This is a genomic window from Pseudonocardia sp. KRD291 (assembly GCF_019263595.1).
GTDB lineage: Bacteria > Actinomycetota > Actinomycetes > Mycobacteriales > Pseudonocardiaceae > Pseudonocardia.
Genome location: NZ_JADQDD010000014.1, coordinates 26,892 through 44,623 on the forward strand (window position 1 = coordinate 26,892; position 17,732 = coordinate 44,623).

Annotated in this window: 19 protein-coding genes; 9 read left to right on the top strand and 10 right to left on the bottom strand. The window is 74.6% G+C overall.

What is annotated here, in order from left to right; translation table 11 throughout:
- Positions 1 to 8: 8 nt before the first annotated feature.
- The 3 genes from I4I78_RS04120 (at position 9) to I4I78_RS04130 (ending at position 2,692) form a co-directional block, all read left to right on the top strand.
- Positions 9 to 1,346: a carboxylesterase family protein gene (locus I4I78_RS04120; protein WP_218609829.1), complete on the top strand. Its 1,338-nt coding sequence runs from the start codon at positions 9 to 11 to the stop codon at positions 1,344 to 1,346.
- A gap of 144 nt (positions 1,347 to 1,490) precedes the next feature.
- Positions 1,491 to 2,117, top strand: coding sequence for a hypothetical protein (locus tag I4I78_RS04125; protein WP_218609830.1), 627 nt, complete (start codon positions 1,491 to 1,493; stop codon positions 2,115 to 2,117).
- A gap of 77 nt (positions 2,118 to 2,194) precedes the next feature.
- On the top strand, positions 2,195 to 2,692 hold the full coding sequence (locus tag I4I78_RS04130) for a GNAT family N-acetyltransferase (RefSeq protein ID WP_218609831.1): 498 nt from the start codon (positions 2,195 to 2,197) through the stop codon (positions 2,690 to 2,692).
- Here I4I78_RS04130 and ilvY read toward each other — a convergent pair.
- Positions 2,672 to 3,556, bottom strand: coding sequence for an HTH-type transcriptional activator IlvY (gene ilvY / locus I4I78_RS04135; RefSeq protein WP_218609832.1), 885 nt, complete (start codon positions 3,554 to 3,556; stop codon positions 2,672 to 2,674). The genes I4I78_RS04130 and ilvY overlap by 21 nt on opposite strands.
- Before the next feature lie 90 nt (positions 3,557 to 3,646).
- Here ilvY and I4I78_RS04140 point away from each other — a divergent pair, with 90 nt between their 5' ends.
- Together I4I78_RS04140 and I4I78_RS04145 are read left to right on the top strand one after the other, a co-directional pair.
- On the top strand, positions 3,647 to 5,116 hold the full coding sequence (locus I4I78_RS04140) for a ketol-acid reductoisomerase (protein WP_218609833.1): 1,470 nt from the start codon (positions 3,647 to 3,649) through the stop codon (positions 5,114 to 5,116).
- A gap of 56 nt (positions 5,117 to 5,172) precedes the next feature.
- On the top strand, positions 5,173 to 5,616 hold the full coding sequence (locus I4I78_RS04145) for a hypothetical protein (RefSeq protein WP_218609834.1): 444 nt from the start codon (positions 5,173 to 5,175) through the stop codon (positions 5,614 to 5,616).
- Positions 5,617 to 5,625: 9 nt separating this feature from the next.
- Here I4I78_RS04145 and I4I78_RS33330 read toward each other — a convergent pair whose 3' ends face one another.
- The 5 genes from I4I78_RS33330 to I4I78_RS04170 form a co-directional block, all read right to left on the bottom strand.
- Positions 5,626 to 6,153 carry a DinB family protein gene (locus I4I78_RS33330; RefSeq protein ID WP_308251888.1) on the bottom strand — a complete coding sequence of 176 codons (528 nt, stop codon included), beginning with the start codon at positions 6,151 to 6,153 and terminating at the stop codon, positions 5,626 to 5,628.
- 59 nt (positions 6,154 to 6,212) lie between these two features.
- Positions 6,213 to 6,467, bottom strand: a complete 255-nt coding sequence (locus tag I4I78_RS04155) for a hypothetical protein (RefSeq protein ID WP_218609835.1) — start codon at positions 6,465 to 6,467, stop codon at positions 6,213 to 6,215.
- 1,025 nt (positions 6,468 to 7,492) lie between these two features.
- Positions 7,493 to 8,119, bottom strand: a complete 627-nt coding sequence (locus I4I78_RS04160; RefSeq protein ID WP_218609836.1) for a hypothetical protein — start codon at positions 8,117 to 8,119, stop codon at positions 7,493 to 7,495.
- A 105-nt stretch (positions 8,120 to 8,224) separates the two neighbouring features.
- Positions 8,225 to 8,623, bottom strand: coding sequence for a large conductance mechanosensitive channel protein MscL (gene mscL, locus I4I78_RS04165; protein ID WP_218609837.1), 399 nt, complete (start codon positions 8,621 to 8,623; stop codon positions 8,225 to 8,227).
- Positions 8,624 to 8,768: 145 nt separating this feature from the next.
- On the bottom strand, positions 8,769 to 9,857 hold the full coding sequence (locus I4I78_RS04170; protein ID WP_218609838.1) for a 3-deoxy-7-phosphoheptulonate synthase: 1,089 nt from the start codon (positions 9,855 to 9,857) through the stop codon (positions 8,769 to 8,771).
- A 258-nt stretch (positions 9,858 to 10,115) separates the two neighbouring features.
- Here I4I78_RS04170 and I4I78_RS04175 point away from each other — a divergent pair, with 258 nt between their 5' ends.
- A complete protein-coding gene (locus I4I78_RS04175; protein WP_218609839.1) occupies positions 10,116 to 10,904 on the top strand; it encodes a carbon-nitrogen hydrolase family protein in 789 nt (262 codons plus the stop codon).
- 17 nt (positions 10,905 to 10,921) lie between these two features.
- On the opposite strand, the gene I4I78_RS04180 is transcribed toward I4I78_RS04175, so the two are convergent.
- The 3 genes from I4I78_RS04180 to I4I78_RS04190 all read right to left on the bottom strand — a co-directional run bounded on the left by I4I78_RS04180 (position 10,922) and on the right by I4I78_RS04190 (position 13,086).
- A complete protein-coding gene (locus I4I78_RS04180) occupies positions 10,922 to 11,218 on the bottom strand; it encodes a 4a-hydroxytetrahydrobiopterin dehydratase (RefSeq protein WP_218609840.1) in 297 nt (98 codons plus the stop codon).
- Positions 11,219 to 11,287: 69 nt separating this feature from the next.
- The gene (locus tag I4I78_RS04185) at positions 11,288 to 12,076 is read right to left on the bottom strand and encodes a hypothetical protein (protein ID WP_218609841.1); all 789 of its coding nucleotides are present in this window, start codon (positions 12,074 to 12,076) and stop codon (positions 11,288 to 11,290) included.
- Positions 12,073 to 13,086 (bottom strand): ABC transporter ATP-binding protein, encoded by a 1,014-nt coding sequence (locus tag I4I78_RS04190; RefSeq protein WP_218609842.1) that lies wholly within the window; start codon positions 13,084 to 13,086, stop codon positions 12,073 to 12,075. The genes I4I78_RS04185 and I4I78_RS04190 overlap by 4 nt, the downstream gene beginning before the upstream one ends.
- Before the next feature lie 142 nt (positions 13,087 to 13,228).
- Between I4I78_RS04190 and I4I78_RS33550 the strand changes: the two genes are divergently transcribed.
- Together I4I78_RS33550 and I4I78_RS04200 are read left to right on the top strand one after the other, a co-directional pair.
- Positions 13,229 to 14,065 carry an NUDIX domain-containing protein gene (locus I4I78_RS33550; RefSeq protein ID WP_308251889.1) on the top strand — a complete coding sequence of 279 codons (837 nt, stop codon included), beginning with the start codon at positions 13,229 to 13,231 and terminating at the stop codon, positions 14,063 to 14,065.
- 82 nt (positions 14,066 to 14,147) lie between these two features.
- Positions 14,148 to 15,122 (top strand): hypothetical protein, encoded by a 975-nt coding sequence (locus I4I78_RS04200; protein WP_218609843.1) that lies wholly within the window; start codon positions 14,148 to 14,150, stop codon positions 15,120 to 15,122.
- Between the two features lie 307 nt (positions 15,123 to 15,429).
- On the opposite strand, the gene I4I78_RS04205 is transcribed toward I4I78_RS04200, so the two are convergent.
- Positions 15,430 to 15,579 carry a hypothetical protein gene (locus I4I78_RS04205; RefSeq protein ID WP_218609844.1) on the bottom strand — a complete coding sequence of 50 codons (150 nt, stop codon included), beginning with the start codon at positions 15,577 to 15,579 and terminating at the stop codon, positions 15,430 to 15,432.
- 101 nt (positions 15,580 to 15,680) lie between these two features.
- Between I4I78_RS04205 and typA the strand changes: the two genes are divergently transcribed.
- Positions 15,681 to 17,594, top strand: coding sequence for a translational GTPase TypA (gene typA, locus I4I78_RS04210; RefSeq protein ID WP_218609849.1), 1,914 nt, complete (start codon positions 15,681 to 15,683; stop codon positions 17,592 to 17,594).
- Positions 17,595 to 17,732: the final 138 nt, after the last annotated feature.

Sequence of the window (17,732 nt, forward strand, 5' to 3'; positions counted from 1 at the left end):
TGGGTCCGATGGGGGAGCACAGCGGCGCCGGAGCCCCGAGGTGGGACGTCCCGGCCGGGACGGTCCTCGGCCGGCGCGACGACGGCGTCCTGCGCGCGACCGGCATCCGGTACGCGACCGCGGGCCGTTTCGAACGTCCGGTGCCCGAGCCGCCCGCGGCCGAACCGATCGACGCGACGTCCTGGTCGCCCGCCTGTCCCCAGGAGCCCGTCGAGCTCCTCGACCGGCTCCTGATCGATCCGCAGGGAGGGCTGACGGCCGACGAGCACTGCCAGCACGTGTCGGTGACGCTGCCCGAGGGTGCCGGGCCCGGCGACGCGCTGCCGGTGATGGTGTGGATCCACGGCGGCTCCTACACCGCGGGCGCCGGTGACGCGCCCGTGTTCGACGTCGCCCCGCTGGTGCGCGAGCAGGACGTCGTCGTGGTGTCGGTGACCTACCGGCTCGGGCTCTTCGGTTACCTCGGCGGCGGGGACCGGCCGGCGAACCTCGGGCTGTGGGACCAGATCGAGGCCCTGCGGTGGGTCCGCCGCAACATCGCGGGCTTCGGGGGCGACCCGGACGACGTCACCCTGTTCGGTCACTCCGCCGGCGGCGACGCGATCGCGCACCTGATGATCGCCGACGGCACCCGCGGGCTGTTCCGGCGCGCGATCGTGCAGAGCGCCCCGCTGGGCATCTCCCGCGGCCGCGCCGGCATGAGCCGCGCGATGGCCGAGGCCGCGAGGGAACTCGACCCGCACTCGTCCGCCGAGGACATCGTGGCCGCACAGCCGGGCGTGGTGCGCCGGGCCGGTGTGTCCGGGCTGAAGGCCGCCATGCCGTTCGGCACCCAGTACGGCCACCCGCCGCTACCCGCCGAGGACGAGGTGGACGACGCCTGGGCGGCCGCCGCCCCCGACGTCGACGTCCTGATCGGACACACCTCCCGGGAGACCGCGCTGTTCGTCTCCGTCGTGCCCGGCCTCGCCGCGGTCCTCGGTGTGCCGGTGCTCGGCCGCCGGCTCGGCGAACAGGTCGTCCGGGCCACCACGCGCAGGGTCTACGCCGACGCCGCGGCAGGGTTCGCCCTCCGGCACCGCCGCGGTGGCGGACGCGGGTACCGGTACACGGTGAGCTGGGGCGCACCGGGCAGCCCGTACGTCGGAGCTCACATGGTCGAGCTGCCGCTGCTGTTCGGCACACGGTCGTCGTGGGACGGCGCCGCGCTCATCGCCGGAGCCCAGTGGTCCGACGTCGCGGCGCGCGGGCGTGAGCTGCGGGCGATCTGGGCCGGGTTCGCGCGCACCGGTGAGGCCGAACCGGTCGCCGTCCCCGGCTTCCTCGACCTGCACCGGATTCCCTGAACGTCCTCGTTCGTGCGGGCCTGAGGAGTGACTCCCGGAGCCTGTCGTGATGTCGGGATTGTCGATGTCTGCGCACGTCAGGGGCCTCGACGGCGGGAGACGCCCCTTCCCGGAACCGCGGACCACGTCCCGTAGGGTCCGCCGATGGCTTCCAACAGCATGACCGACACGGAGACCACGACCACCGAGACCGACCCCGCGAAGGTCGACACCCCGGCCACCGAAGCGGCGGCCACCGGGTCCGCGGACGACACGACCACGACCACGGCGGCGTCGGACACCTCGGCGGACACGGCCGAGAAGCCCGCAGGTGAGACCACCGGCGAGTCGCCGGCCGCCGGCACCGCACCGACCTCGACCACGGGGTCCGGGAGCTTCGTCACCGGGGCGCTCGCCCTCGTCGCCGCCGGGCTCGGCCTGGCCTCGCTGACCGGTACCTCGCTCGGTGACATGATGCGCGCCCGGCAGGAGCTGCTGGGCCAGATCACGGCTGCGACCGGCGGGCAGATCGACCAGATCGAAGCCCTCTACGGCTCGCCGTGGCACACCGTCGCCCTGGTCAACGCCACGATGGCGGTCCTCGCCGTGATCGTCGGCGCGGTCCTGCTGGCCGTGCGCGGTCGCAGCGCAGGGACGCCGAACTGGGTGAAGGCGGTGGCTCTGGGTGGCACGGTCCTGGGCGTGATCGGCCTGCTCGTCTCCGGTGGGATGTACCTCGACCTGTTCGCCGCGGCGCCGCAGCTGCCGTCGATGCCGGGTCTCGGCGGCTGAGCCGGTGATCGCGTCGGCGTCCGCGGACCGACGCTGCTAGGTTCGCCGTCCTGGCAGGGAGTCTGGGAGGTCCGGCCGTGATCGTGTTGCGTGTGGTGACGGTGGACGACTGGGCGCTGTGGAGGGACCTGCGCCTCGCCTCGCTCGCCGATGCGCCGGAGGCGTTCCACTCGCGCCTGGCCGACTGGGTCGGGGCGAGCGAGGCGCAGTGGCGCGAACGTCTCGACACCCCCGGCCGGTATTTCGTCGCGGACCTGGACGGGCGCCCCGCCGGGATGGTGTGCGGCATGCCGCCGGACGCCGTCGGCGTCTGCGACCTGCTCTCGCTGTGGGTGGCGCCGTTCGCTCGCGGACACGGCGTCGGGGACGCGCTGGTCGGCGCCGTCGTCGACTGGGCAGGGGAGCAGGGGGCCGAGCGGGTCGCGCTGCACGTCGTCGTCGGCAACCACGTCGCGAGCGGGCTCTACCTGCGCAACGGGTTCGTCGACCAGGGAATCGTCGGTGGCATCGCCGACGGGATGGTGGAACGGCGGATGGAGCGGGTGCTCGCCGCGTCACCCGCCGTCGGTCTCTGACCGCGCACTCCGATCGCCCGCCGCGGCCCACAGTGCGGCGACCAGCGGCCGTCGCAGATCGCCGCGGCGCACGCACAGGCCGATCGCGAAACGCTCCGGTGGCGGTTCGGCCGGGACGACGGCCAGACGGTCACGCACGGCGCTGGTGTCGAGGACCAGCCGCGGCACGATCCCGGTCCCGCACCCCAGCGCGACGAGCGTGAGCAGGCCCTCGTGCCCGTCCGGCTCCGCGGCGATCCGCGGTGTGCGGATCCCGCGACGGCGCAGCCACCGCTCCGCGGCGTCGCGGACCAGGCCACGGTGCGGGAGCACGTACGGGCCGTCCTCCGGACCGAGCGCACGGTCGGCCGCGGTGACCAGGACGAGGTCGGTGGTCGCGACGGTCCGGCTGAGCAGCCCGTCCGGCAGGCGCGGCGGGACGCCGGCCACGGCGGCGTCGACCTCACCCTCGGCCAGCCGGGCCAGTGCGGCGGCCGCGTCGCCGGTGCGCAGGTCGAGCCCGATCCCGGGGTGCGTGGCCAGCAGCGGCGCGAGCAGGTCCGGAAGGAGCGACTGGCAGGCGGTGACGGTCGCGAACACGCTCAACGTCCCGGACAGCTCGACCGGATCCAGGGCCGCGTCCCGGTAGTCGCGCCACAGCCGCGCCGAGGCCCGCGCGTACTCGCGGAAGCGCTGCCCCTCGGCGGTCAGCGACACCCCGCGGGGGTCGCGGTCGAACAGCGTCGCGCCGACGTCGGCCTCCAGACGCTGGATGGTGCGGGTGAGCGTCGACGGGCTGACGTGGCGGTCCAAGCTCGTCCGGCCGAAGCTCAGCGTCCGGCACAGGTCCAGGAACAGTTCGAGGTCGCGCCGCTCGTCCCGCATGCCGCCCACCTGCACCTTCCGCCATACGCAACGCACCGGTGCACATGATGCGCTTGCCGCAACGACTCCGCGACGCCGAACCTGCGTCCCATGACCTCGACGCAGAGCGACCTGCACTCCTCCGTGTTCACGACCGAGACGATGGCGGTGCCCGGCGGCACCGAGACGATCCTGCGCGGCGGGCGGCACCTGTTCGGACTGCTCCCCGATGCGTTCGCCGGGATACGGCGGATCGGTGTCCTCGGCTGGGGCTCGCAGGGCCGGGCGCAGGCGCAGAACCTGCGCGACTCGCTCGAGGGCACCGGCATCACCGTGACGGTCGGCCTGCGGCCCGGCTCGTCCTCGGCCGACGACGCCCGCGCGCACGGCTTCACCGAGACCGACGGGACGCTCGGCGACTGGCTCGACGTCGCCGCAACGAGTGACCTGGTGATCCTGCTGATCGCCGACGCCGCCCTCGCCGCGCACCACGAGGAGGTCTTCGCCGCGCTGAGGCCGGGCGCGGTGATCGGGCTCTCGCACGGGTTCCTGCTCGGGCACCTGCGCGCGACCGGCGGCGACTTCCCGCCCGGGCATGCCGTCGTCGCCGTCTGCCCGAAGGGGATGGGGGACTCGGTGCGGCGGCTCTACGTCCAGGGCAAGGAGATCGACGGCGCCGGGATCAACTCCAGCATCGCCGTGCACGCCGACCCGGACGGCCGGGCGACCGATGCCGCGCTCGCCTGGTCGGTCGCGCTCGGCTCGCCGTACACGTTCGCCACCACCCTGCACGCGGAGTACCTCTCCGACATCGTCGGCGAGCGCGCGATCCTGCTCGGCGCGGTGCACGGGCTCGTCGAGTGCCTGTACCGGCACTTCCTGCTCGGCGGGGACGACCCGGTGACCGCCTACGAGCGCTCCTGCGAGAACGTCACCGGCCCGATCTCGGCCACGATCTCGCGCGACGGCCTGTCCGCGGTGCGCACGCGCTCCGGTGACACCGACGCGTTCGACCGTGCCTTTACCGCGGCGTACCGCCCGGCCCGCGACCTGGTCGCCGAGATCTACGACGAGGTCGCGGACGGCACCGAGCTGCGTAGCGTGATCCTGGCCGAGCAGCGCCTGGCCGACCGCCCGCTGAGCCGGATCGGCGGTACCGCGATGTGGAGCGCCGGCGCCGAGGTCCGCGCCCGCCGTGATACCCGCGACCTGCCGGTCGACCCGCTGACGGCCGGCCTGTTCGTGGCCACGATGACCGCCCAGATCGACGAGTTCGCCGCCCGCGGGCACGCCTGGTCGGAGATCGTCAACGAGTCGGTGATCGAGGCCGTCGACTCGCTGCTGCCCTACATGCACGCCCGCGACATCGCCTACATGGTCGACAACTGCTCGCGCACCGCACGTCTGGGCACCCGCCGGTGGGGGCCGCGGTTGCAGTCCGCCTACGAGCAGGAGGTGCTCCCCGCCGCGGACGCCCCCGCCGACACCGGCCTGGTCGATGCGTTCACCGCCAACCCGGTGCACCAGGCTCTCGCCGCCGCCGCGAAGCTCCGCCCGGCGGTGGACATCTCGCTGGCCTGATCCCGGCCCGGCCGCGGACCGGAGAACTGTCGGGGGTGGTGCCTACCGTCGCGGGCATGACGTCGAGCGCAGTGCGGGAGAGCCGGGAACCCCGGACGGGGGAGCCGGGCCTCGCCGTCGTCGAGAGGGCGGTCCGGGCTTCCTGGTCGCGGGACACCTGCGACGAGTGCGACGCCGACGCGTGGTCGCCGGCGAACCCGGCGCGCGGACAGTGCGGCTCGACGGCCCTGACCGTGCACGACCTGTTCGGCGGTGAGCTGCTGGTGGCAGAGGTGTGGTGGGCGGACGGCCGGTGGCAGGGCTACCACTGGTGGAACCGTCTGCCCGGTGGGCAGGAGCTCGACCTGACGCGGGAGCAGTTCGGCCCGGACGAGATCGTGCAGCTCCCGCGGGTGATCGACCGACCGCCGGGGCGGCCACGGCGCTGCGCCGCGCAGTACGAGCTCCTGCGCGACCGGGTGCTCGCCGCGATCGTCGATAGCGCGGTGGTGTCGACCTGACCGGGGAGTTCACTCGCCGACCGCGCCGTCGATGCCCTGTCGCAGCAGATCGGCGTGGCCGTTGTGCCGCGCGTACTCCTCGATCATGTGGACCAGCACCCAGCGCAGCGACATCGCGCCCCGCCGGTGGTGCTGCCCGGTGACGTCGAGGTCGGGGGCCTCGGCGACGAACCTCTCGGCGAACGCGACCTCGTCCCGCCAGGCGGAGCGGGCCTGCTCGACCAGCTCGGGGTCGGCGCGCGCTCCGTCGAAATCGCCGTCGCGGTCGTCGGCGGTGTAGAAGAGCGGCGGCGCGTCCAGGCCGGACAGCACCCGCCGGAACCAGGCCCGCTCGACGTCGGCGAGGTGCCGGAGCAGGCCGAGCAGGGACAGCGTGGAGTGCGGGACGACGCGGCGGGCGAGCGCGTCGGCGTCCAGGCCGGCGCACTTGATCTCCAGGGTCTGGCGCTGCCACCGCAGGAAGCCCTCGAGGGTGACGCGCTCGTCGGCACGGGGGTCGGCCTCGGTGCGGGGGTCGGGTCGTTGCTCGATGGTCACCGGATCATGGTCGGGGAACCGGGCCGGATCCGGGGAACGGATTGCCGGCCCGGCCCGGCCTACATCGACAGGAGGCGGTCGAAGAACTCCCGGTAGCGCCGCAGCGCGACCCGCAGGTTCTCCGTCGACCCCTCCTGATCGGCCCAGGACTGCTCCACGTCCGCGCGCTGGTTGCGGAACATCCAGGACAGCTCCTCGAGCAGGTCTGCGACCAGCTCGTCGGCCTGCTCCACGGCCTCCCGGGGCCGGTCGACGAACGTGCCCTGCACCGCGTCCCACCGGGCGCGGAACGACTCCGCCCGGTGCGGGCGCATCACCCGGACCGGCTCCTCGCCCGGTGTTCCCGGACCACCGGCTCCACCGGGAGCATCCGCCCTGCCCGCCGCGTCCGCTCCGGCCGGACCGCCCGCTCCGGCGGACGCTGCACCGGAGCCCGGGCCGCCGTGTCCGGGACCGGGACCGGGTCCGGGGCCGCCGCGGTTCGGGTCGCCGCCGCCCCGACCCGGGTCGAGAGAGCCCGGATCGTGTCGCGGATCGCGGCCGGGAGGCCCGTCGTACTCGGGATGGCCGGGAGGGGCGGGCATCCGTCCGCGTGCCGGGTCGGGCGCACCGCCTTGCCCGCCGGGGCCGGGGCCTCCCGGGCCGCCGGGCCCACCCGGGCCGGCGGCCCCGCCCGGCCCGCCGGGCCCTTCTGATCCCGGCCCAGGGCCGGGACGCCCGGGCATCGGGCCCGGGCCGGGGTATCCGCCCTGCTCCGGCCCGCGTGCCGGGCCCGGAGGCGGCGCCTGACCGGCAGGAACCTGGCCGCCAGGAACCTGGCCGCCCGGCCCCGGCCCTGGTCCCGGACCACGGGGTACCGGATCCGGATATCCACCCTGCGCGGGGCCACCCGGTCCGGGACCACCGTCCCGAGGCCCACCCGGCCCGGGCCTACCCGGCCCCGGTCCTGCCTGCCCGGGTCCTGCCTGCCCGGGTCCTGCCGCTCCGGGTCCGGGAGGTCCCGGAGGGGTCTGCCGCGGGTCCGTCCCGCCGGGTCCGCGTCCGTAGGCGGGGTCGTCGAGCTCCGGGTGCGCGCCCGGGGAGAGGTCCGGCCCGCCACCGTGCCGGCCGGGAGCGCCCGGGTCGTCCCCGGCGCCACCGTGACCGGACTCAACGGACCCACCGGGCTCGCCCTGCCGGTCGTCGGTGCCCGACCCGACCCGATGCCGGCCCGCCTCGTCCGCGCCGCGGGAGGTGCCGTCGTCGAGGTCGGACAGGTCGGCCCACTCGGGCGCCGGATGTTGCGTCGTGCGCGACGCGTCGGGGTCGTCCGGACCCCCGCGGTCGCGATCTCCCTGGCTCACTGCCGTCCCCCGTCCTGCTGCGCGTCACGGCCCGGCTCCGGGTCGCGGTGTGCCCGTCCGCGGTCGCCGTCGCGGTCCCCCGGACGGTCCGTCCCACCGTCGTCGAGCAGCGCGTCGACCAGGGCGCGGTAGGACGTCAGGGCCAACCGCAGGTCGTCGGTGCTCGCGCGTCCGGCGCCGTGCGCCTCGGCGATCCGGCGGGCCTCCCGGTAGTGCTCGACGGCCTCGGGATGGTCCACCGAGACATCGGCGGCCCGCTGGTCGAAGTCGTCCACCGGGTAGCCGCGGTCGCGCATGACCGCCACGACGAGCCCGTCCGCGTTGCGCACCGAGGCTCCCGGGTCGTCCGCGAACGCCTGCTGCAGGCGCGCCCAGTGCTGCCGGTAGCGCTCGCGCTGGTCCGGCGCCAGCGGGCGGATGTCGAGTGAGCGCCGCCGCTCGCGGCGTTCCTCGAGCTCCTTCTCGGCTCCGCGCCGATCCCCGGTCTCGGACACGGTGCGGTCGTACTCGGACCCGAACTGCTCGCGCAGGTGCGTGCCCCGGCGTTGTCGGATCAGCAGGACGGCCCCCAGCACCAGCAGCACCAGGACCACCACAACAATGATCACTACGGTCGAGCTCACACGCGTCCCCCTTCGGAGTCGAGCGGCTCAGCGTTCCGCCCGGACGACGGTGAGCACAATCGACCGCCCGGCCTAACGGCCCGCCCTCGCGGCGTGGACATGCAGCTAGACCTGGTCGCGGCCGGTCGTCCGGTTCTCCTTGAGAAGATCCCGGATCTCGGTCAGCAGCTCGACGTCGGTCGGCTCGGCCGGCCCGGCCTCCTCGCCGCGCCGGCGCCGGTCCTGGATGGCCTTGAGCGGGTAGACGACGAGGAAGTACACGACCGCCGCGGTGATCACGAACGTGATCACCTGGTTGATGAAGCTGGCGTAGTCGAACGACACGTCGTTGACCACGAACGTCCCGGCGAGCTCACCGCCGCCGGAGACCAGCTGGATCAGCGGCTTGAGGAACGCGGTGGTGAACGCCGTGACCACGGCGGTGAACGCGGCGCCGATGACCACCGCGACGGCGAGGTCCACGACGTTGCCGCGCAGCAGGAAGTCCTTGAAACCCTTGAGCATCGACCGATCCCTCTCGTCCGCACATGCCGGCGGGCGGACGTCGTGGAGATCCGGAGCCGCCCCTGACCGGGGACGAGGATCGCACCGACCCGCACCCCGGCGCGACATCCCACACCGCTCGCGTGAGCACCCGGTATGCCGATCCTCACCGGTTCCCGGACCGGCGCCGCCGCACCGCGGCGGCCAACCCGTCGAGAAGCTCGGCCGTGGTGTCCCAGGACATGCAGGCGTCGGTGACCGAACGTCCGTAGTCCAGGTCCGGGCCGAGGTCCTGACGGCCCCCGAGTAGGAAGCTCTCCATCATCACGCCGGTGACACCGCGCTCGCCGTCAGCGATCCGGTCCGCGATCTCGCGGACGACCCCGGCCTGGCGGACGTGGTCCTTGCCGCTGTTGCCGTGGCTGGCATCGACCACCACCCGCTCCGGGAGCGCGGCAGCGCGCAGGCGCCCGGCCGTCGCGTCGACGTCCTCGGCGGAGTAGTTGGGACGCTCGCCGCCACGCAGGATGACGTGCGCGTCCGGGTTGCCGGTGGTGGTGACCAGCGCGGCCAGACCGTCGGCGTTGACCCCCATGAACACGTGCGACGCCGCCGCGGCACGGATCCCGTCGACGGCCGCGCCGACGTCGCCGTCGGTGCCGTTCTTGATCCCCACCGGCATGGACAGCCCGCTGACCAGCTGGCGGTGCACCTGGCTGGCCGCGGTGCGCGCACCGATCGAACCCCAGGTCACGACGTCGGCGATGAACTGCGGGGTGATCGGGTCCAGGAACTCGCACCCGACCGGCAGGCCGAGCGCGGAGATGTCGAGCAGCAGCCGGCGCGCGGTGCGCAGGCCCCGGTTGACGTCGAACGTGCCGTCCAGTCCGGGGTCGTTGATCAGGCCCTTCCACCCGACGGTGGTGCGCGGCTTCTCGAAGTAGGTGCGCATCACCACGCACAGCTCGTCACCCACGGTCCGCGCCTGCGCGGCCAGGCGGTGGGCGTAGTCCAGCGCGGCGGCGGGGTCGTGCACCGAGCAGGGGCCGACGACGACCAGCAGCCGGTCGTCGTCACCGTCGAGCACGCGGGTGACCTCGGCGCGTCCGCGGGCGACGGTCTCGGCCGCCGGCGGCTCGCAGGGCAGCTCCTGGCGCAGCAGCGCGGGGGACAGCAGTGGGCTGACATGCGCGATGCGCTGGTCGTTCAGCGCGCGGTCGTTCAGGGCAAGGGTGTCCAGTGGGGACGGGGACATCGGTGGTCCTCTCCCGGACCGGCCCCGGATCCCTCGCCCGAGCCGGCCCGTGGGTTCCGGCTCGTGGGGATGGAGGTCAGCGCAGCAGCACGGCGCGGTCCGACCCATCCCGGGCCGGATCGCCAAACCAGTACGCACGCTGCACGCCGCCGATCATAACCACACGCACCGGACGAGCGCTCCCGCCGTCCGACGGGGATGTGCGAAAGCAGCTCTCGCGCGGGCGCGGGGTGGGGTCCGGAGGGTAGAAACTGGCCCATGCGGATTGCTCTGGCCCAGATCTCGTCCACCCCGGACCCGCAGGACAACCTCGCCGAGCTCGAGCGGCGGACCCGCGAGGCCGCGCAGGCCGGTGCGCGGCTGGTGGTCTTCCCGGAGGCCACGATGTGCTGCTTCGGGGTGAAGCTCGGGCCGGTCGCCGAGCCGCTCGACGGGCCGTGGGCCACGGGCGTGCGCGAGGTCGCCGCGCAGGCCGGGGTGACGGTGGTCGCCGGGATGTTCACCCCGTCCGGTGACGGGCGGGTACGCAACACGCTGCTGGTCACCGGGGGCGGCGTCGAGGCGCACTACGACAAGATCCACATGTTCGACGCGTTCGGGTTCGCCGAGTCGGACACGGTCGCGCCGGGCGACGCCCCGGTCACGGTCGACGTCGACGGCACCACGGTCGGGCTCACCACCTGCTACGACGTCCGGTTCCCCGGCCTGTACCAGCTGCTCGCCGACCGCGGCGCGACGGTGATCGTGGTGCCGGCGTCCTGGGGCGCGGGGGAGGGCAAGCGCGAGCAGTGGGAGCTGCTGGTGCGGGCCCGGGCGCTGGACACCGGGTCGTTCGTCGCCGCCTGCGACCAGGCCGATCCGACGACGGTCGGTCGCGAGCACGGCAAGGCCCCGACCGGCATCGGGGTGAGCCTGGTCGCGGGCCCGCGCGGCGAGGTCGTGGCCGGGCTGGAGGCCGAGCCCGGGCTGCTCGTGGTCGACGTCGACCCGGAGCGGGCCGCGACCGTGCGCGAGCAGATCCCGGTGCTGACCAACCGGCGCTACTGAGAAGGGCTCAGGATCGCTCAGCCACCTGCGGCGGTGATGCGCTGCGAGATCGTCCCGGCGAGGTCGGTGTCCTTGGCGGTCAGCCCGCCTTCGGAGTGGGTGGACAGCCGGAACGTCAGCGTGTTGTAGCGGATGTCGATGTCCGGGTGGTGCTGGACGGACTCGGCGTCCTCGGCGACCCGGTCCACCACCCCGACGGCGGTGACGAAGTCGGGCAGCTGCGCGGTGCGCACGATCGAGTCCCCATCCCGGTCCCAGCCGGGCAGGTCCTGCAGGGCGGTACGGACGGCGTCGTCATCGAGGAGTGCGGCCATGGCGCCATCGTGGCGCATCGCCGGGCCCGGCGCAGCCTCGTCCCGGACCCCGTCCCCCGCGGGCCGGGCTCATGCGTCGCGGCGGGACAGCAGCCAGACCGTCGCGCCCGCGCCGAGCACGGCGTAGACCCCGGCGCGCAGCGTCGTCCATCCCAGCTGGGACCAGTCGACCGGCACCTGGCTCAGGCCGGTCACCGCGCTGCTCCAGTTCCCCGCCGGGAGCAGCGGGGTCACGTGCTCGGGGAGGAACACGGTCATCGACGACGCCATCGCGACCACGAGCCCGGCCGCGGTCACGCCGGCCGGGCGCGTGCTCGCCGCGGACAGCGGCAGCAGCAGCATCCCCAGCCCGATCAGCTGCCCGGTCATCCACACCCAGATCACCAGCTCTCGGCCCAGTGTCGCGCCGAACGTGAACGGCCCGAGCTCCAGCGCCAGCAACCCGGCGACGAGGGCGACCGCCGTCACCGTCGCGGCACCGAGCGCGGCGACGGCGGCGATCCCGGCCGTCTTGCACACCAGCATCCGGCCGAGACCGACCGGGGCCAGCGCCAGCGCGTCCAGCGTGCGGTGCGCGCGTTCGGCGGCGAACGCGTCCGCCGCGACCAGCACGACCGGGACGGCGAGGGTGAAGGCGGCGAACTCGGAGGTACTGATCAGCAGCGTCCAGAGCACGGACGACCGCTCGCCGTCCAGCGACGCGAGGCCGATCGCGACCATCAGCGGGACCAGCGCGACCAGGCCGAGCGTGACCCCGGTGCGCAGGCGCGGGACGGTCAGCCGGAGCTCGGAGGCCAGCAGCCGCCCCAGCGGCGCGGCCGTCGGGCGGCCGACCGACCGGCTCCCGGTGGTGGTCATCGTGGTCCCTCCGTCAGCCGGGTGAACAGCTCCTCGAGCCGCGCGCCGGGCCGCGCGACCTCGTGCACCGCGACCCCGGCCCGGACCAGCAGCGCCACCACGTCCGGAGCGGGCGGGCCGGGGGCGACGTGCACCCGCGAGGCCGGCGCCCGCCCGATGCCGGGGCCGGTCGCGTCGACGACGGGGTCGATCTCGGCGTCGATCCCGGCGCCCTGCAACGCGTGCACGGCGCGGGCGGTGTCCGGGGTCGTGACCACCAGCCCGCCCGGCCCGGACTGCAGCAGGGTGCGCAGCTCACCGGCGGCGACCAGCCGTCCGGACTGCAGCACCGCCACGTGCGAGCAGCTCGCCTCGATCTCGCTGAGCAGGTGCGAGCTGACCACGACCGTCGCGCCGGCGGCGTTCATCTCGGCGATGATCCGGCGCACGTCGCGGGTGCCGGCCGGGTCCAGGCCGTTCGTCGGCTCGTCGAGCACCACCAGGCGGCGGCGCACCAGCAGCGGCACGGCCAGCCCGAGGCGTTGCTTCATGCCGAGCGAGTAGTCCCGGTAGCGGCGGTCGGCGTCGTCGGCCAGACCGACCCGGCGCAGCGTGGCCTGCACCGCGCCGGGGATCCGCGGGGTGTCGAGCAGCGGCTCGGCGGCCGCGATCCGCAGGAGGTTGGACCGCCCGCTCAGGTGCGGGTGGAACGCCGGGCCCTCGATCATCGCGCCGACGTGCGGCAGTACCTCGTGGGCGAGCTCGGGCACCTGCCGTCCGAGCAGCTCCACCGCACCGTCGGACGGCCGGAGCAGGCCGAGCAGCATCCGCATCAGGGTCGTCTTGCCCGAGCCGTTCGGGCCGAGCAGGCCCAGCACCGCGCCCATCGGGATGTCCAGGTCGACCCCGTCGACGGCGACGACCGGCCCGAACACCCGGCGCAGCCCGATCGTGCGGGCGGCGGCCGGCCGGGGTGCGACCGGGGCGGCGTCCGTCCCCCGGTACGTCGGCCCCGCTGCGGGATCGGTCATGTACACGGCGCCCATGCTGACGACCGGCCGCCGTCTGCGGGCCGGTTCGGCGAGATTGGTCGCCGGCCCCTGCTCCCGGCCGACGGCGCCGTGGCGGTGCGGTGTCGGCGCCTGCGGGCCGGCGCTGGCACGATCACCGCCCGTGCCGGTGCTGCGATCCACCTCCGTCCTCGACGCGCCGCGGCGCACCGTCGCCGGGCTGCTCCGCGACACCGACGCCGCCGCCGAGGCGGTCGGGCGGGTCGGGGTCGTGTTCACCGCCCCGGTGCGGCTGCTGGTGGCAGGCGACGAGATCCGGGTCGCGTTGCCCGGCCGGGTCGGCCGGGTCGCCGCCTGCCGGACCCGGATCACCCGCGCCGGCGTCGACGGCCTGTGGTCCGAGCTCTCCGCCGGCCCGGCCACCGCGCTGCGGCACGCGACGACCCTGACCGGACCGGAGTGCGGCCCCACCACCGTCACCGACGAGATGACCTGGACCAGCCCGTTCGGCCCCCTCGGCCGGCTCGCCGACCCGGCGCTGCGGGTGTTCGGCCGCCGGCTGCTGTCGGCCCGCGCCGACGTGCTGTCCGAGCGGGCGGCGGCGTCGGGCCGGGCAGCGGTCGTGGTGGGGGCGGCGCTGGTTCGCGACGGCCGGGTGCTGGCCGCGTGCCGGGCCCACCCGCCGGAGCTGGCCGGACGCTGGGAGGTGCCCGGCGGCGGTGTCGAGGCGGGGGAGTCGGAGCCGGACGCGCTGCGCCGCGAGTGCGCCGAGGAGCTCGGCACCGACGTCCGGGTCGGCGAGCGGATCGGGACCGACCTGCCGATCGGCCGCCGGGTGCTGCGCATCCACCGCGCCGAGCTCGCCGCCGGCGCGCCGGAGCCGCAGGCCCGTGAGCACCGCGAGCTGCGCTGGGTCGACGCGTCCGGGCTGGCCCGGCTGGGCTGGCTGGACGCGGACCGTGCCCTGGTCGCCGACCTGCGCGCGCTCCTCGGCGCCTGATCCGGGCGCGGCGCACGGCTCCCGACCGCAGATCATCGAAAGTCGATGGAACCGGATCGGCCCGGGCGCGGTCCAACCCGGTATGAGCGACATCGAGGCAGTGCCGTCCGTACCGGTGCCGGCCGGCCCGGCGAGCGAGCGGCCGCAGGCGACCCTGCTGCAGGCGATCCTGCTGCGGCAGGCCGGTGTGATCACGCGGGAGCAGGCGAGGGCCGCGGGCCTGTCCTCCGACGCCGTCGACCGGCGGCTGGCGACGCGTCGCTGGCACCCGGTGCACCCGCGCGTCTACCGCGACGGCGGGTTCCCCGACTCCGACGAGGCGCGGGTGCGCGCCGCCGTGGCCTGGGCGGGCGAGGGGGCGGTCCTCAGCGGCGCGGCGGCGGCCTGGTGGCAGGGGCTGCTCGCGGACCCGCCGTCGGTGGTCGGGGTGACGGTGCCGCGCCGTCGCTGCCCACGTCCGCGGCCGGGCGTCGCGGTCCGGCGCCGCGAGCTCGACGGCGCCGACGCGCGGACCGTGCGCGGGGTGCGGGTCACCGCGGCGGCGCTGACCGTGCTGGAGGCGGCGGTCGAGCTGGGTGCGGACGGGCCGGGGTTCCTCGACCGGTCCCTGGCCGGGGCGCGGGTGCCGTTCGACGACCTGGCCGCCGCGCACGCCCGCAACCTCGGCGCGCACGGTGCGGCAGCGGCCGGACGGCTGCTCGCGGCGGCGGCGCGGCGCGGTGTGGCCGCAGCCGAGCACCGGTTGTGCGGGTTGCTGCGCGCGGCCGGGGTGTCCGGGTGGGCCCGCGACCACACCGTCGCCGGACTGCGGCTGGACGTGGCGTTCCCGGCCGCGCGGGTCACGGTCACCGTGCACGACCGGACGGTGCCGGGCGATCCCGGACGGATCGCCGAGGCCCGCTGGCGCCGCGCCGTCCTGCGCCGGCAGGGATGGCGGGTGCTGCTCGTCGACCCGGTCGAGCTGACCGCCCGTCCGGCGGCTGTGCTGGGGGAGATCCTGCGGGCGGTCTCCGACGGCCCGACCGCTCCGGCGGGTGCCGCGCGCGTCGCGAGCTGACCGGGTTCACGATCGCGAACCCGGCCGGGCGGGGCCGTGCCGCAGCGGGGCGTGAAACGACGGTGAGACCGGGCGCTGAGAGCCGCCCGACAGTGTGATCCTGCTCATGCTGCACGTGAACGGACGGTGACGGGGCGCACGATGCCCGCAGACCGCCGGCACCGTCGCGTCCGGTCGCGATCGGTGGTGCCCGCCGCCGTCGCCGACACGCGTCGGACAGGGACCGGCTCGGAACGCCGACGATCACCGGTGATCCGCCCGTACTGCATCGGTGCAGGTCGAGGCGTCGAGCGGAGAGCCGGAAGGTTCAGTAGATCCGCGCGGCCTTCACCGCCCGGCTGAGCTCCTTACCGCTGAGCCCCTTGCTGTCGATCTTCTTGAGACGGAGGGCGACGACCGGACAGTTCTTGCATCGCTTCGGCTTGGACCGGCAGCACTTCTTCTTCACCTTGCCCATTGGAGGTCAGCCTAAGCTGACCGTGGCGCGGAGTCCATGGTTGCGCCGGGATACCGTGTGTTGTGAGCACGCCCCATTCCTCCGCCCTGGCCGACGCCGTTCTGCGCCCAGAGGCCGAGCCCGACGGAGCAGCCGGCGCAACCCGCCCGGAGCTGCGCAACGTCGCCATCGTCGCCCACGTCGACCACGGCAAGACCACGCTGGTCGACGCCATGCTGCGCCAGTCCGGTGCCTTCGGGGAGCGCGCCGAGCCGGTCGACCGAATCATGGACTCGGGTGACCTGGAGCGCGAGAAGGGCATCACGATCCTCGCCAAGCACACCGCGGTGGCGTGGCAGGGCTACACGATCAACGTCGTGGACACCCCCGGTCACGCCGACTTCGGTGGCGAGGTCGAGCGCGGCCTGTCGATGGTCGACGGCGTGGTGCTGCTGGTGGACGCCTCCGAGGGCCCGCTGCCGCAGACCCGCTTCGTGCTGCGCAAGACCCTCGCCGCGGGCCTGCCGGTGATGCTGGTGGTCAACAAGACCGACCGCCCCGACGCGCGCATCGAGGAGGTCGTCGACGAGTCGCTGGAGCTGCTGCTCGAGCTGGCCGACGAGCTCGAGCTCGACGAGTCGCACACCGCGAAGCTGCTCGACCTGCCCGTCGTCTACGCCTCCGGCCGCGCCGGGAGGGCCTCCCGGATCCGCCCGGGCGACGGCGAGCTGCCCGACTCCGAGGACCTCACGCCGCTCTTCGAGACCATGCTGACCGAGGTCCCGCCGCCCTACGACGACCCGAACGCCCCGCTGCAGGCGCACGTCACGAACCTGGACGCGTCGAGCTTCCTGGGCCGGATCGCGCTCTGCCGCATCCGCGCCGGGGTGCTGCGCCGCGGCCAGTCGGTCGCCTGGTGCCGCGAGGACGGCAGCATGCCGCGCGTCAAGATCACCGAGCTGATGAAGACCGAGGCCCTGACCCGCGTCCCGGCCGAGGAGGCCCACGCGGGTGACCTGGTCGCCGTGGCCGGGATCGCAGAGGTGACGATCGGCGACACGCTCGCCGACCCGACGTCGCCGGTCGCGCTGCCGCGGATCGACGTCGACGAGCCCGCCATCTCGATGACGATCGGTACCAACACCTCGCCGCTGGCCGGGCGCGACCCGATGCCCGGCAAGAAGCTCACCGCCCGGCTGGTGAAGAACCGCCTGGACTCCGAGCTGGTCGGCAACGTGAGCATCCGCGTGCTCCCGACCGAGCGTCCGGACACCTGGGAGGTGCAGGGCCGCGGCGAGCTGGCGCTGGCCGTCCTGGTGGAGCAGATGCGCCGGGAGGGCTTCGAGCTCACCGTGGGCAAGCCGCAGGTCGTCACGAAGGTCGTCGACGGCAAGGTGCACGAGCCGTTCGAGCAGCTCTCGGTGGACGTGCCCGAGGACTCCCTGGGCGCGGTCACCCAGCTGCTGGCCGCGCGCAAGGGCGAGATGATCGAGATGATCCACGGCGAGGGCCGCGTCCGGATGGAGTTCCGGGTGCCCTCGCGCGGTCTGATCGGCTTCCGCACCGAGTTCCTGACGATCACCCGCGGGGCCGGCATCGCCAGCCACGTGTTCGACGGCTACGGCCAGTGGGTCGGCGAGCTGCGCACCCGCAACAAGGGTTCGCTGATCTCCGACCGCAGCGGCCCGGTGACGCCGTACGCGATCGACCAGCTGGCCGACCGCGGCACGCTGTTCGTGGGCCCGACCACGCTGGTCTACAACGGCATGGTCGTCGGCGAGTACACGCGCAACGAGGACCTCGAGGTCAACATCACGCGCGAGAAGAAGCTGACCAACATCCGCTCGTCGACGTCCGACGTGCTGGTCAAGCTGATCCCGCCGACCCTGCTCAACCTGGAGCAGGCCCTCGAGTTCTGCGCGAACGACGAGTGCGTCGAGGTCACCCCGCAGAACGTGCGGGTGCGCAAGGCCGAGCTCGACTCGCACACCCGGGCCCGCCAGCGCTCCCGCAGCAAGGCCGCCGCGAACTCCTGACGGGGGCGTGGCACGCCAGCACGGAACGGAACGGCCGGGGTGCGCCCCGGCCGTTCCGTCGTCGGTGGGGATACTGCTCCTGTGATCGCACGTCGTCCCGCTCGCTCGCGTCCGGCGCAGGTCCGGCTCCCGGCCCTC